At 68.8% G+C, this 14,421-nt stretch carries 13 protein-coding genes; 5 read left to right on the forward strand and 8 right to left on the reverse strand.

Features of this window, described 5'->3' with window-relative positions; genetic code table 11:
• Positions 1-64 precede the first annotated feature (64 nt).
• Positions 65-1,060: an alpha/beta hydrolase gene (locus tag QSK05_RS16075; RefSeq protein WP_285598025.1), complete on the reverse strand. Its 996-nt coding sequence runs from the start codon at positions 1,058-1,060 to the stop codon at positions 65-67.
• Between the two features lie 64 nt (positions 1,061-1,124).
• Entirely contained in the window at positions 1,125-1,910 is a 786-nt protein-coding gene (locus QSK05_RS16080; protein ID WP_285598026.1) for a YhjD/YihY/BrkB family envelope integrity protein, read from the reverse strand.
• A 328-nt stretch (positions 1,911-2,238) separates the two neighbouring features.
• On the opposite strand from QSK05_RS16080, the gene QSK05_RS16085 reads away from it, so the two are divergent.
• The 4 genes from QSK05_RS16085 (at position 2,239) to QSK05_RS16100 (ending at position 6,515) form a co-directional block, all read left to right on the forward strand.
• A complete protein-coding gene (locus QSK05_RS16085) occupies positions 2,239-2,907 on the forward strand; it encodes a hypothetical protein (RefSeq protein ID WP_285598027.1) in 669 nt (222 codons plus the stop codon).
• Between the two features lie 544 nt (positions 2,908-3,451).
• Positions 3,452-4,354, forward strand: a complete 903-nt coding sequence (locus tag QSK05_RS16090; RefSeq protein ID WP_285598028.1) for a pectate lyase — start codon at positions 3,452-3,454, stop codon at positions 4,352-4,354.
• A gap of 184 nt (positions 4,355-4,538) precedes the next feature.
• On the forward strand, positions 4,539-5,120 hold the full coding sequence (locus QSK05_RS16095) for a DinB family protein (protein WP_285598029.1): 582 nt from the start codon (positions 4,539-4,541) through the stop codon (positions 5,118-5,120).
• 129 nt (positions 5,121-5,249) lie between these two features.
• A complete protein-coding gene (locus tag QSK05_RS16100; RefSeq protein WP_285598030.1) occupies positions 5,250-6,515 on the forward strand; it encodes a calcium:cation antiporter family protein in 1,266 nt (421 codons plus the stop codon).
• On the opposite strand, the gene QSK05_RS16105 is transcribed toward QSK05_RS16100, so the two are convergent.
• Positions 6,516-8,468, reverse strand: a complete 1,953-nt coding sequence (locus tag QSK05_RS16105; protein ID WP_502879777.1) for an ABC transporter ATP-binding protein — start codon at positions 8,466-8,468, stop codon at positions 6,516-6,518. It lies immediately after the preceding gene.
• A 91-nt stretch (positions 8,469-8,559) separates the two neighbouring features.
• Here QSK05_RS16105 and QSK05_RS16110 point away from each other — a divergent pair, with 91 nt between their 5' ends.
• A complete protein-coding gene (locus QSK05_RS16110) occupies positions 8,560-8,832 on the forward strand; it encodes a hypothetical protein (RefSeq protein ID WP_285598032.1) in 273 nt (90 codons plus the stop codon).
• Positions 8,833-8,946: 114 nt separating this feature from the next.
• Here QSK05_RS16110 and QSK05_RS16115 read toward each other — a convergent pair whose 3' ends face one another.
• Genes QSK05_RS16115 through QSK05_RS16135 form a run of 5 tightly spaced genes read right to left on the reverse strand, consistent with a single transcriptional unit; the run spans position 8,947 to position 14,398 of the window.
• The gene (locus QSK05_RS16115; RefSeq protein ID WP_285598033.1) at positions 8,947-9,621 is read right to left on the reverse strand and encodes a response regulator; all 675 of its coding nucleotides are present in this window, start codon (positions 9,619-9,621) and stop codon (positions 8,947-8,949) included.
• A complete protein-coding gene (locus QSK05_RS16120) occupies positions 9,621-10,829 on the reverse strand; it encodes a sensor histidine kinase (protein WP_285598034.1) in 1,209 nt (402 codons plus the stop codon). Before QSK05_RS16120 ends, QSK05_RS16115 begins: the two co-directional genes overlap by 1 nt.
• A gap of 4 nt (positions 10,830-10,833) precedes the next feature.
• Positions 10,834-13,281 carry an FtsX-like permease family protein gene (locus tag QSK05_RS16125; protein WP_285598035.1) on the reverse strand — a complete coding sequence of 816 codons (2,448 nt, stop codon included), beginning with the start codon at positions 13,279-13,281 and terminating at the stop codon, positions 10,834-10,836.
• The gene (locus QSK05_RS16130) at positions 13,278-13,946 is read right to left on the reverse strand and encodes an ABC transporter ATP-binding protein (RefSeq protein WP_285598036.1); all 669 of its coding nucleotides are present in this window, start codon (positions 13,944-13,946) and stop codon (positions 13,278-13,280) included. Before QSK05_RS16130 ends, QSK05_RS16125 begins: the two co-directional genes overlap by 4 nt.
• Positions 13,943-14,398: a hypothetical protein gene (locus QSK05_RS16135; protein ID WP_285598037.1), complete on the reverse strand. Its 456-nt coding sequence runs from the start codon at positions 14,396-14,398 to the stop codon at positions 13,943-13,945. The genes QSK05_RS16130 and QSK05_RS16135 overlap by 4 nt, the downstream gene beginning before the upstream one ends.
• Positions 14,399-14,421: the final 23 nt, after the last annotated feature.

Here is a 14,421-nt window from a genome sequence, read left to right on the forward strand (position 1 = left end):
TTTCCGTGATGAATGCGGTTGATTGCGTAACGGTCGACCTGGGGAGTGGGGCTCCCGACCGTGATCACGGCAGAGGTGTCGTTGCTGGGTGGAGGAGACGGCGCAGCCAGTTCAGGCGGGTCGCTACCGTCTCCTGCGAGATCCGGGCCTGCGGGGCCAGCACTGCGTATCCGTGGATTCCGCCGGGCCAGACGTGCAGTTCGGCCTTCCCGCCGGCGGCCCAGATGGCTCCGGCATAGGCAATATCCTCGTCGCGGAACGTCTCCGCGGAGCCGACGTCGATGAAGGTCGGGGGCAGGCCGGACAGGTCCGTGGCCCGGGCCGGGGCCGCGTAGGCAGAGACGTCCGGGTCGCCGTGGGCCGGGCCGAGAAGGGCCTCCCAGCCCGTCTCGTTGCTGATGCGGTCCCAGTTGCCGGTGCCGTTCATCTGCTGCGCGGAGACCGAGTCGTTGCGGTCGTCGAGCATCGGGCACAGCAGCATCTGGCCGAGCAGGGCGGGGCCGCCCCGGTCGCGGGCCATCAGCGTCACCGCGGCGGCCAGGCCGCCGCCCGCGCTGCCCCCGGCACAGATGATGCGGGCCGGGTTGATGCCCAGTTCACCGGCGTGCCCGGTGGTCCAGACCAGCCCGGCATAACAGTCCTCGGCCGGTGCCGGATGCGGGTTCTCGGGGGCCAGCCGGTACTCGACGGAAACCACGGCCAGGTTGAACTCCCGGGCCGCGATCAGCGCCTCGCCCATCCCGCCACGGTTGTCGCCGAGGATCATGCCGCCACCGTGGATCCAGTAGAGCGCCCCGGTTGGTGCTGTCGTGGCGGTGGGGCGCAGGATCAGCAGCGAGATCTCCGGCGCCCCGTCCGGACCGGGCACCGAGCGGTCTTCGACGCTGAAAAACCCCTCACACCGTAGGTCTTCGTCGGTCATGGGGCTCAGCTGGGATCTCTGCGACCGGAGGAAGGGGATCAGGTCGGGGGTGACCGAGGCCGGCTGGGTGGCGGCCAGCGGCTGCCAGGCCACATTGACCTCCGGGTCGAACTCCGGGGCGGGGCCGATGATGGGCATCCGTGCCTCCTGATACGCGCGAAACTGCTGTCGGCTCGTCAGTATTGCAATATCAAGTCGCGTATCAGGGCGACTCGGTGAGCATCGCGTGAATCGACCAGGTCAGGGCGTAGCCCACGCAGACCACGGCGTGCAGCACCCAGAGCCAGAGCAGCAGGCCGGTCGTGACCCCGACGATGGTCAGGCCGCCGAAGGGGCGGCCGAGATCGACGGGCAGGGCCAGGAACAGCGTGAAGCCCTGGAGGAAGCCGGAGATGAAGGCCGCGGTCACCACGGCGGAGATCCAGGCCGCCCGCCAGCTCGGTCGTCCGGGGGCCACCACGCGGAACATCCAGGCCAGCGGTGCCCAGAGGATCACCCAGACCAGGTTGAGCCCGAGGTACGAGGCCACGGCGACACCGACCAGGCCGTTCTCGGTCTCCAGGTTCTCCACGGTCGGCGTGATCACCAGCAGGGCCAGCAGCATGAGCGGGGCCAGGCCGAGCAGGGGCAGCGTGAGAATCCGGGCCCGGATCGAGGGCGGGGGAGCGGAGCGGTGCCCGGCCGGCATCAGCCGGGCCAGCGCCTTGCCCAGTCCCCGCCCGTAGGCCGAGGCCATGAACACGGCGAGCAGCACGGACGGCACCGACAGCGACAGGCCGGCGTTGAACAGCCCTATCACCCAGCGGTCGGCGCCCTGCTCGGCCGGGATCGCCGAGGCCAGGTCGGCACCGTGCTCGGCGATCAGCTCACGGCCGAACAGCAGCCCGGCCGAGGCGATGGCGACGAGCAGGGTGGGCACCGCGGCCAGCGCCCCGTAGAGCGCGGCACCCGATGACAGCAGGGCCATGTCGGTGCCGGTCAGAAGCACGCGGGTACCCGCCACCGCCCGGGTCACTGCAGATCGAACTCGTGACCACCGGGTAAGCACCGGCCCAGCATCACGTAAGCAGCAAGCATCGGCACGCCAAGCCCCCCACCCCCTTGTTCGTGATCATGCAAAACCTCCCCGCAGTTCTAGAACTGTGATCGCGAGAGTTCTAGAACTCTGGGGAGTTTTGCATGATCACGGAAGGTTGGGTGGTTGTGCGGCTGCCCCTCTTCGGGGACGCGAGGGTTGGGCGGGGCTGTCAGTGGCTGGTGGGGGCGATGGGGGCTGGACTTTCTGTTGGAGGGGTTTGGTCTGGCATCGTCAGTTCGTGGGGAAATCGACGGGATACGACGGAGCTGTGTTGTTGCTCGACCTCGAGAGCTGTCTGGGGGCCCAGCCAAAACTGCAGACGGTGCGCACGAAGGTGCCGGCTCTGATGGCGGCCGCGCAGCCGGTGGAGAGAGTGGTGGCGGCCTGCGCCTCCTCGCGCATCGAGCTGGACCGGCGGGCCGAGCTGATCCGCCTCGGCGTCGATCTGCATCTGGTGGGTGACGAGCGGGACGCCGCCGACATTGCGCTCCTGCAGGTTGCCGAGGCCTGGGCAGGCAAGGGATGCAGACGGTTCGTGGTCGCGTCGTCGGACGGGCGCTTCGCCCGGCTCGCGCAGTTCGGGAGGCTGGAAGTCCTGGTCTGGGAGAGCAAGAGCCCACCGCTGAGCAAGGTGCTGAAGGCGGCCGGGCAGGTTCGCCGGGTGCCGGTGCCCGGCACCCGGATCCCGGTGCAGTCGTCGCCCGCGAAGCCGGCACACCAGCCTCTGCTCACGATCGTGCCGGACGGATCGCGCGACCCGGTGGGCGAACGACCGGGCGTACCCGGGCGGATGCTGGGTGACTGGAGCTCGAAGGCCGCCGTCACCTTCGCCGCCGGGGTGCTGTTCGGCGCCGGTTCGGCTTTCGGCTCGGCCATGGTGAACAGGGCCGTCAATAGAGGGATTTAGGCAAGATTTGAGGCGAGGTGGTGCGCGCCCGGTCCCCGAGGGGGCCACCCCCACGGGGGCCCGAACCGAGCGCGCACCTGCACCGCGGCCGCGACGGAGGGATGTCTGCTGGACGCGATGCCTTCCAGCCGCAGCGAACTCCAGAGGTAGGGAGCCGCACCGCGGCGGTTCTGGCCGCACTCTCAGTGGACCGCGTGCCGGGCCCGTAGCCAATCGCCCCGAAGCGGACACCCCGTTTGTCTCCATGATCCACGCGCTGTGCCACCTCGTCCTCAATTCTTGTTGTTGCAGGTCAAGGCCATGTTCGGAGCCCGGCCGAAAATAATTCCCGGCGAGGGGCAACCTTTCGGCCCCGCCGACTGACTAAGGGGACGTCAGAAGCGCGGGGCGCCGGTGAGTACGGCGGTTCCCAGGACCTGTTCAGGGCAGGTTCTCAGGAACACGATTCAGGCCTGTTCAGGGCAGTCCTGATGACTCACCGGCCCCGCGCGGACACTCCTTCGATGCCTCGGACGCATCACCCGTCTGCCCAGGAAAGGGAGCCATGCAGTCGCATCGCACGAATCACGGGAAGACCGGTAGCGGTCTCACCCGTGGCCGCATGTCGCGCATGTTCAGTGGCAAGCGCCGTCTCTGGACCGGTCTGGTTGCCGGTATCGCCCTGGCCGCGGCCGCGGGCACCGTCGCATCGGCTGCCAACAGCAGCTCGTCCTCGACGAGTTCCGTTAGCGTTGCCGCAGTTTCGACGCCGACCGGCCCGACCTCGCTGAGCAAGACCTGGCCGACGCCGACGGGTACCACCAACCTCACCGCGACCAAGGCGATCAGCGGCACCTACGACGGTGGCATGAAGCGCTTCCAGGGCTGGGGCGGTACCCAGGACGAGGGTCAGGACCCGCTGTTCACGGTCGCCAACGGCGGCACCATCAAGAACGTGATCATCGGCGCGAAGGCCGGCGACGGCATCCACTGCCTGGGCACCTGCACCATCCAGAACGTCTGGTGGGAGGACGTGGGCGAGGACGCCGCCACCCAGAAGGGCAAGGTCTCCGGTCAGGTCATGACGATCGACGGTGGTGGCGCGAAGAAGGCCAGCGACAAGATCTTCCAGCAGAACGGCCCCGGCAAGACGGTCATCCAGAACTTCGTGGCGCAGGACTTCGGCAAGCTGTACCGCTCGTGCGGTAACTGCTCGACGCAGTACCAGCGCTCGGTGGCGTTCTACAACGTCATGATCGTGGAGCCGGGCAAGTCGCTCGCCGGCATCAACACGAACTACAAGGACACGGCGACCTTCAAGTGGGTGCGTCTCTACGACGCCAACAAGAAGATCTCGATCTGTGACCGCTTCACGGGTAACAGCAGCGGCAAGGAGCCGACCAAGACCGGTTCCGGCGCCGACGGCACCTACTGCAAGTACACGTCCTCGGACATCACCTACAAGTAGGCGATAGTCGCTGCCTGACGGCAGCTTTTCGAGAAGATCCGGTCCGGTCCCGTTGCAGGGGCCGGGCCGGATCTCGTGCGTTCATGGTGGACGCGGTCCCTCACCCTTCGGGTGCGCCGAAGTCACCCCCGCGCTCCGGTGAAAGCGGAAGCAGAGCTTCCGGTATCGGTGCCAGGCTGGCCGTATGGACGCAGAGAACCCGGACTGGAACCACCTCCTGCGCGAGCAGTGGGAATTCCACTGGAATCAGCAGCTACGGCCCCGGCTGGAGGGCCTGACCGACGACGAGTACTTCTGGTCGCCGGTGCCGGACGCCTGGAACGTGCGGCCCCGCGGCACCTCGTCCGCACCGGTGCAGGGTGGCTCCGGCCATTTCACCATCGACTTCGCCCATCCCGAGCCCGATCCGGCCCCGTTCACCACCATTGCCTGGCGACTGGGGCACGTCATCGTCGGCGTGCTGGCGGCCCGCAACGCCGCGCACTTCGGAGCGCCCGCCGCGGACTATTTCACCTGGGACTACGCCGGTGACGCGGCCACCGCCCGGACCCAGCTCCAGGAGCAGCTCGACGTCTGGTCGGAGGGCCTGCGAGAGGTCGGCACGAAGGGTCTGCTGGTGCCGGTGGGCGAGGCGGAGCCATACCCGCAGGCCCCGATGGCCGAACTGGTGCTGCACATCCACCGCGAGCTGATCCATCACCTGTCCGAGGTCGCGCTGCTGCGTGACCTGTACCGACACATGTACCGGCACACCGTCAAGGGCTGAGGCAGGGCATTCGGACGGGCGGGGAGCCGGACGAGGTATCAGGATGGGCGCTGAACGGACGCGCGCCGGCTGCACGCGTCGAGCAGCCCGTGACCCCGTCCGGACACCGACCCAGGGAGCCGTGCCGTCGTGACGACCACGTCCGCCGTCGAACTCTCGCCCCATGACCGTACCCGCATCCTGATCCGATCGATCGGGCTGTGTGTGCTGCTCGCCGCCCCCGCGGTGGTGATCCGCCTGTCCGGTCTCCACGTCGAGCCGGTGGTCGCGATGATCGTCTACGGAGGAGCGGTCTTCGCGGCCTCGTTCGTCCTGGCCTGGGCGGCGGAGGCGGCTCAGGTCGACATCTCCGGGGGCCTGGCGATCGCCATCCTGGCGCTGATCGCGGTGCTGCCCGAGTACGCCGTCGACCTGTACTACGCGTACACGGCCGGCAGCGATCCGGAGTATGTGCAGTACGCCGCCGCCAACATGACCGGTTCCAACCGGCTGCTGCTCGGCCTGGGCTGGCCGGTGGTGGTGCTGGTCGGGCTCTGGGGCCTCAAGCGCGTGCACCAGCGGCGCGGCCACGTGCTGCCGCTGGACGCCGGCAACCGGCTGGAGATCGGATTCCTGCTGCTGGCCGGGATCTTCGCCTTCATCATGCCGCTGACCGGGCAGATCCACGTCTGGATGGGCGGCGTGCTGTTCATCTGGTTCGGTTACTACGCCTACCGGCTCAGCCGCGGCGCCGTCGAGGAGCCGAAGCTGCGTGGCGCGTCGGCCGCGATCGGCACGCTGCCGCAGACCGCGCGCCGCCGCACCCTGATCGGGCTCTTCGTGTTCGCCGCCGCCGTGGTGCTGATCGCCGCCGAGCCGTTCGCCCACAGTCTGGTCGAGGGCGGGAAAGACCTTGGGGTAGACGAGTTCCTGCTGGTGCAGTGGGTGGCCCCGCTCGCCTCGGAGGCCCCGGAATTCATCATCGCCATCATGTTCGCGGCCCGCGGCAATGCCACGGCCGCGATCGGCACCCTGATCTCGGCGAAGGTCAATCAGTGGACGCTGCTGGTGGGTTCGCTGCCGATGGCCTACTGGGCGGGCGGCGGCTCCCCGGCGCTGCCGCTGGACGGCCGCCAGGTGGAAGAGGTGCTGCTGACCGCCACGCAGACCATGCTCGGCATCGCGCTGATCCTCGGCCTGCACTTCCACCGCTGGTCGGCCTGGATCCTGCTCGCGCTCTTCCTGGTGCAGTTCCCGGTCACCGGTACCCACGGGCGGATCGTGCTCAGCATCGTCTACGCGGTGGTCGCGCTCATGGCCCTGGCGTGGAACTACCGGCACCTGGTGCCCACCCTGCGCGCACCGTTCGCCCGGGAGCTGATCCCTGAGTCGGAGTACGCCGGGCACCAGCCCTGATCATTTGCCGTAGCCGGCGGCCTGGAGATTGAACAGCTCCGCGTAGCGCCCGCCGCCGGCCAGGAGCTCGGCGTGCGAACCTGTCTCGACGACCAGGCCCTCGTGCATCACGAAGATGCGGTCGGCATGTACGACGTTGGCCAGGCGATGCGTGATGAGGATCGTGGTGCGCACGCCCTGACGTGCCCGCAGGTCCTGGAACAGGGCATCTTCCGCACGCGGGTCGAGCGCCGACGACGGCTCGTCCATGATCAGCAGATCTGCGTCGCGGTAGAACCCTCGGGCCGCGGTGATGCGCTGCCATTGACCTCCCGAAAGGTCTTGCCCCTCTTTGAAAGTACGGTCGAGCAGTGTCTGGTAGCCGTGCGGTAGTTCGATGATCATTTCGTGGGCCACCGCACGGTGCGCCGCCAGCTCGATCTTCGCCTGATCGGCGGTGGTGGCCAGATCGCCCATCGCGATGTTGGTAGCGGCCGAGTACGGCCACTGGTGATGGTCCTGCAGCACCACACAGATCCGGCCGGTCAGGGCAGCGCGATCCCATTCCTCGTAGGGCCGGTCGTTCCACAGCAGCGCACCGTCGGTGGGCTGACGCAGCCCGGCGATCATGGCTGCCAGGGTGGACTTACCCGAGCCGTTCTCCCCGACGAGTGCGATGGTCTGCCCGGCGGTGATGATGAGTGAGACGTTGTCCACGGCGGGGGCGGGGCGCTCGGGATACTGGAGGTTGATGCCCCGCAGTTCCAGGTGGTGCAGCGCGGCCGGACGGGCCAGGCCTTCGTCGACCTCGGGAGTGAAGTCGCGGGTGCGCTCCAGGAAGGCGATGTGCTCGCGAACGTACTGACCACTCTCGAAGACGTTCTCGAGCTGGAACGTGACGGAGGACAGACCGGCCTGGGCGGCTTGGACCGCGACCACGCAGGTGACCGCGGCCGAGAGGGGGATGCGGTCTGAGGCCAGGAGCAGACCCAGCAACGCCCACACACCGGTCAGGCCGATCCCGCCGAGCACAGCCCCGACCGCGGTGGTCGCCGTGACCCGGCGGGCCAGGCGGAGTTCTTCGGTCGTCTGCGCCTTCATGACCATGTCGTACTGCCCGAGAAGGAAACCCCGCAGGCCGTAAGACCGTAGCTCCGGGGCGGAAGCCCGCTCGGCCATCTGACGCTGGAGAACCCACAGACGGCGGCGGCGGACGGAACTCGCCAGATAGCTGGCGTACTGCAGGTGGCCCGTGCGCAGCGCGGCGTAGCTCCTCGGCAGGGTCGCGACGACAAGTGCCAGCAGTAACAACGGGTTGAGAACCAGCAGGGCCACCGCCACCGCGAGCAGGTTCACCAGGCCGGCAAGAGCGTCGGCGGTGGAACGGACCAGGTCGTTCATGTGGTCACCGCCGCGGCTGGCCCGTTCCATGTCGTCGGAGAAGGTGTCGGCGTCGAACGCCTCCAGCCGTACCGCTGTGGTGGCTTCGAAGAACCTGCGCTCCGCTGCCTGCCTCACCCGCGGACTCAGCCCGGTCTGGGCGTGCCCCACCACGATCGCGAGGGAGCCACGGATCGCAGCCACCCCGGCCAGCACGAGCAGGGCGGGAAACGCTGCCCGGACCCGGTCGGGGGTGGGGCCGTTGCCGAACAGCTCCACCAGGACCCGCTGGGTGGACAGGAGCCCGAACGTCGACATGACTCCGCCGCCCAGGGTCGCCAGCCCCACGAGAAGCGTGCGGAGACGGTCGGCGCGCCAGGCCACCGACACGGCGTGCACAGCCAGGTACGGGAGCTCGGCGAAGACCCCGGCCACCGGCGTCTGCACGCGGAGTTTCACGCCGTGTTCCCACCAGGCTGATCGCAGCTCGGGAAGTACTGACAAGTCAATGTTTTCGTTGTTGTTCTCGGCTGTCCGGGGCACCGTGCTCGCGTCCACCGGCCCACTCTCGCGGGGTACCTGGAGGTAGTCGATGCCGGGTGCAGCGGGAGGTCCGTGGCTCCCCACCCCCCCCCGGAGGTGGGGTGCGGGTGCGGGAACCTCGCGGCGGTGTCAGGGTCGGACCATGACCGACCCAGTGAACAAGGCCGCCGCAACTGCCTCGAACCTCGTCGAGGGGCAGGGCGTGAACGCGGGCGAGCAGGACCAGGCCGCGTCGGCCCACGACGACGTCCGGCGCGGCGGCGACCCGCAGAACGCCCCGGACCCCCGTGAGGGCTTCGCCGGATACCCGTCGCAGAAGTCCGACGAGGAACTGACGGGCGGCTCGATCTCGAACGACCCGCAGGCGGAGCAGAAGGACGGCACCTCCGGCCAGGACGAGGGCCTGATGAACTAGAACAACTCCTTCCGTGATCATGCAGAACCTCCCCGGAGTTCTAGAACTCTCAGCTTCACAGTTCTAGAACGCTGGGGAGGTTCTGCATGATCACGGAAGGTTTTTTGGGGGGGGTCAGGGGGTTCGCTCGCCGGGCTTGACCAGGCCGATCTCGTAGGTCAGCACCACCGCGTGCACCCGGTCGCGTAGTTCCAGCTTCATCAGGATGCGGCCGAAGTGGGTCTTCACCGTCGCCTCGGCCACGTGGAGGTCCCGGGCGATCTCGGTGTTCGACAGGCCCAGCCCGACCAGCCGCAGCACCTCGCGCTCGCGGTCGGTGAGCACGTCGAGGCGGCCCTGGGGGTCCACGGCGTCGTGGGCGGGGTCGAGGCGGCCGGCGAAGCGGTCGAGCAGCACCCGGGTCACCCGCGGGGCCACCACCGACTCACCCGCCGCGACCACCCGGATGGCGCTGAGGAGTTCTTCCGGGGGAACGGTTTTGAGCAGGAATCCGCTGGCGCCGGCCTGGAGGGCGGCGAACGCGTCCTCGTCGGTGTCGAACGTGGTCAGCACCAGAACCTTCGGCCCGTCGGGGTCGGCGCAGATCGCGTGGGTGGCCTCGACACCGTCCATCACGGGCATCCGGATGTCCATGACCACCACATCGGCCGGCACGGACTTCAGTAGCCGCAGGGCCAGGGCGCCGTCGGAAGCCTCACCGACCACGTTGATATCGGGCTGCGCCTCCAGCAGCATCACGAAACCCGCACGGATCAGAGGCTGGTCGTCCACCACTGCCACCTTGATCATCAGCTCAGTAATCCTCTCACCGGCATCCGCGCCGTGACCCGCCAGCCCACGCCCGCGTGCGGACCGGCCTCGAAACTACCGCCGTGCGAGGCGATCCGCTCCTGCATGCCGGCCAGACCCGTGCCCGACCGCCCGGTGTCCACCCGTGGTGTACCGACACGTCCGCCGTTGTCGGTCAGCTCGACCACTGCACCGTCGTCGCCGAACGTCACCGACACCCGCACCCGCGTACCCGGGCCGGCGTGCCGCAATACGTTGGTAAGCCCCTCCTGCACGATCCGTACGATCGTGAGCTGCTCTCCCTCGGTCAGTTCGACCATCGGGGACGTCATGGCCAGGTCGACCTCCAGGCCTGCCTGACGGGCCTGGTCGGTGAGCGGTCCGAGCCGTTCCAGGCTCACCCGGCGCCGGTCGTCGTCCTGCTCCTTCCCGCTGCCCCGCAGCACGTCGACGATGCGGTGCATGTCGTCGAGGGCCTCGCGGCCGACTGCGGCAATGGTGCGGAGCGAGGCCTCGGCCTTGTCCGGGCTACTGCGCAGGGCGTACCCGGCCCCGTCGGCCTGCACGATCATCACGGCCAGGCTGTGGGCCACCACATCGTGTAGCTCGCGGGCGATGGCGGCCCGCTCGTCGGCCAAGGCGATCTCGTTCAGGTGCTCGCGCTCTCGCTCGGCGGTCAAGGCCCGCTCCTGCAGCGAACTCACCAGCAGGCGGCGGGTGCGCAGTACGTAAGGGGTGAGCCAGACGGCCGTGAACAGACCGAGCACGGCGATCGAGTAGGCGATCTCCGGGCCGTCGGGCCGGACCGTGGTCAACGGCCAGGCCGAACGAACGGTCAGCGCCGCCAGCCCCAGGAGCCAGAGGAGCCCGGCGAGGTAGGCGTGCCGCAGCCGGGGCGCGTGATAGACCACCGTCACCATGGCCACGGCGACCGCCACGTCGTGCGCGAGCGGCATCTCGGGACTGAACAGCACCTCGAGCACCCCGAGCAGACTGACCACCGCGAACACCCCGACCGGCCGGTGGCGCCGCCAGACCAGGGCCACGGCCATGGCCACACCGGTCAGGACCCCGGGCAGCCACTCCCGGCTGTCATTGCTCGCGGCGGTGGCCACGATCATGGCAATGGTCAGATCGACCACCGTGCCGGGCCAGTGCCCGAGGTCGTCGCGGAACCGGCGGATGCTCTCCCTGACATCGCCAGGCATGCCCTCAGCCTCCCGCGCCCAGAGCCGCGATCGGGCTCACCCGGGCTGCCCGGCGCGACGGTAGCAGGCCGGCCAGCGGGGTGACGAGGAGGAGCAGCAGGACCATCGCGACCAGTTGGAGTACCGGCAGTTCCAGCGGGGCGTTCAGATTCAGGGCCAGCAGCGACAGCCAGGCGTAGGGGATGCCCAGAGCCAGCCCCAGCACGGTACCGAGCATGCCGTACAGGCAGGACTCGGTGCCGATCAGTCCACGCAGACCCGGCCGGGTCAGGCCCAGAGCCCGCAGCAGGCCGAACTCGCGGATGCGTTCCATGACCGTCAGCGACATCGTGGTGCCGACCCCGATCAGGGCGATCAGGACGGTCAGCCCGACCAGTCCCAGTGCCGCCGCGAACAGCTTGGCCACGGCTGAGCGGACCGAGTCGCCCTCCGTCCGCAGCGACGACAGACCGGTGCTCACCTTCGGCCCGAGCAGACTGCGGATCCGGGGCTCGGCTGATGCGGGGGCATCGATCACCACGCCGGTGTTCCGGGTCGGCGCACCCAGCGCGGTCAGTTCCGACGAGGTGACGACCAGATCCGCCTCCAGCGGCCCGTTCCCGCTCAGGACCGCCTTGACGGTGAGGGATTCGCCCTTCCCGAGCCGGATCTGGTCGCCGACCGTGACACCCATCTCGTAGGAGACTCGGTCGGAGATCACGGCCCGACCGGTCAGACTGCCGTCGAGGGTGCCGTGCGGGGGTTTCACGGCCTGCATCGCGGGCAGCGAGGCCAGGTCGAGATCCGTTGCGGTGTAATCGCCGACCGGGAAGATGCGATAAGGGCTGAGGACGCTCAGGGAGGATTGCATCCGCAGCTTCTGTATCGTCGCGTCGGGCACCCGCCCGTCGACCACGAAGTCCGCCGGGGAGTCCATCGCCAGGCCGCTGTCCACCACGGCCTGGGCCGAGGCCGCGGTCACCACCGTGCCCGTGACCAGCGTGACGCCGAGCGCCACCACCACGGTCACTACCGCCGCGCGGCGCGAGGCGCGGCGCAGACTCTCGATCGCCAGTTCGCCGGTGGTGCCCAGTAGTCTCAGCGCCGGGGCCAGGCACCACAGCAGGGCGTGCACCAGCAGCGGGCCGAGCGCGATCATCGCCAGGAACACCAGGGTTCCCGAGGCCACGATCTGCAACAGGTTGGCGTCCAGGGAGGTGTACTCCTGCCCGGCCACGGGCAGCGCCGTGATCACCTGGTGGACCAGACCTACCGCGCCGGCTGTGAACAGCAGACCGAGAAGCAGCCGCAGCAAACCGATTCCGGAGCGGGCCGGGGTGGTGTCGGAGCTACGCAGCGCCTGCAGGGGGGAGACGTCCGCCGCTGACAGCGCGGGGGCCACGACGGCGCCCGCGGTGAGCAGGCCCGCGCCCAGCACGGTGACGACAGCGGCCGTGAGCGGGAACCCCGAAGGAGCGAGCGAACGCCCCCAAGCTCCCGACAGCGCCACCGCCAGCTGGACCGCGCCGAAAGCCGCCGCCACACCGAGAACCCCGGCAACCAGACCGGTCAGCGCACCCTCGATGGTCAGTGCCACGCCGATCTGACCCTGCTGCCCGCCGATTGTGCGCAGCAGGGCGAGCTGCTTCAGGCGCTGCGCGAACACGATCCGGAAGGTCGAGGTGGCCACGAGCATCGCCGCGATCACGGCGATCAGCACGAACACTGAGATCGCCGTGAAGACCTGGTCGAACTGCCGCACCGCTTCCTTCGCCTCGGCCGTGCGGACCTCGTCACCGGTGCGGATCCTGGCGTCGCCGAGGATCTCGGCGACGGACCGCGTGGTGCCCGGCGCGGCCGCGAGGTCGATCCGGGAGAAGTCCTGCTCACCTAGCTGCGAGACGATGGTGTCCGGCGCGAAGGCCATTCCGGTGACGTCCGAATCCACCAGCCCGGTCACGGTCACCCGCAGAATTGTCTTCTCGGTCCCCGACTCGCCGCCGAGGAGAATCAGCTGGATCTGCGCACCCGGCTCGATCGACCAGGCCTTGGCCGTGGCCTCACCCAAGGCGATCTGGCGTGGACCATCGGGGTATTGGCCCCGCGTCAGTTTCTGCGTCGCCAGCGGGCCCGACCCGGGATCGGCCTCCACCTCCAGACGGCGCCCGGCCACCCCGGCAACTTCGAACGAAGCCGACAGCCGGGCGCTTGCGGCGACCACACCGTCCGTCGCTCTGGCCTTCTCGAGCTGTGCGCGGCTGAAGGTGGCGGGTGTACCGGCCTCGGCGACCAGGGAGGTGCCGGGGGCCGTGGCACTGAACGAGTTGAGGAAGGTCTGAGTGGTCACCTGATAGGCGAGCACGGTGGAGAAGACGATGAAAGAGGCCAGTAGGATTGATAACCCGGTCATCAGACCGCGGCCGGGCCGAAGCCGCACGCCTTCCAGCTGGGTGCTCAGCACGGTGAGGTTCACGCCACGACCTGCCCATCGCTCAGTTCGATCACGCGGTCCGCGTGCTCGGCCGCCCGGGGGTCGTGCGTCACCATCACCACGGTCGGCCCGAGATCGGCGGTGATACCCCGCAGCAGGGCGAGAACCTCTTTACTGGAACGTGAATCCAGGTTCCCGGTCGGCTCGTCGGCGAAAACTACCTGAGGCTCTGAGATCAGGGCCCGGGCAATGGACACCCGCTGCTGCTGGCCGCCGGACAGTTCCGACGGCAGATGCCGCAACCGCTCCGAAAGTCCCAGCGAGCCGACCAGGTGGTCGAGCAGGCGGGGATCGGGGGTGCGGCCGGCCAGTCTCAGCGGCAGCGTGATGTTCTTCGCCGCGCTCAGCTGGGGCAGCAGGTTGAAAGACTGGAACACGAATCCGATGCGGTCGCGCCGCAGACGGGTCAGGGCCCGGTCGGAGAGCCGGGTGATGTCGGTGTCCCCGACCAGCACCCGTCCGTCCGTGACCGCGTCGAGCCCGGCCAGGCAGTGCATCAGCGTGGACTTGCCCGAGCCGGAAGGCCCCATGATCGCCGTGAACTCACTGGCTCTGAAGGTCACCGACACCCCGTTCAGGGCCCGGACCGCGGTCTGCCCGTGGCCGTAGGCCTTCACCAGGTCGATGCCTTGGAGGGCGGCGGTCACCGGGTGGCCGTGAGGTTGAACGTGGGAATGGTGAGCTTGTGGCTCTTGCAGTGCGAATTGGCGGTGTTGATCAGCTTGTCCCAGTCGTCCTTGCCCCAGGGGTCGGCCGGATCGTTGTAGAACGCGAGCTTTTCGGTATCGTTTCCGGCCACCGCGTAGGCCAAGCTCATGTACCCCGAGATCGGGGTCTGGAGGTAGCCGTCGCTGATGGTGTTCCAGGTCTTGCGCTCCTGGGCGTAACTGGACTCCAGCGCGGTCTTGCCCTTCGGCAGGTGCTGCACGGTGTCGACCAGTTGCTGGGCGGTGCGGCAGTCGGCCGCGGTGGCCTGACTCGGTCCGCGGTACTTCTGCCAGACCGCGGTACCACCGAAGTAGATGCCGGCCAGTAGGCCGAGGGTCAAGAAACTCAGGACGATGTCACGGGGGCGGATTCCGCGGGTGTCGGTGTTCATGGGATCCATCGTGCTGAAGGGGC

Origin of the sequence: Kineosporia sp. NBRC 101731, from assembly GCF_030269305.1 — a bacterium.
Classification (GTDB): Bacteria; Actinomycetota; Actinomycetes; order Actinomycetales; family Kineosporiaceae; genus Kineosporia.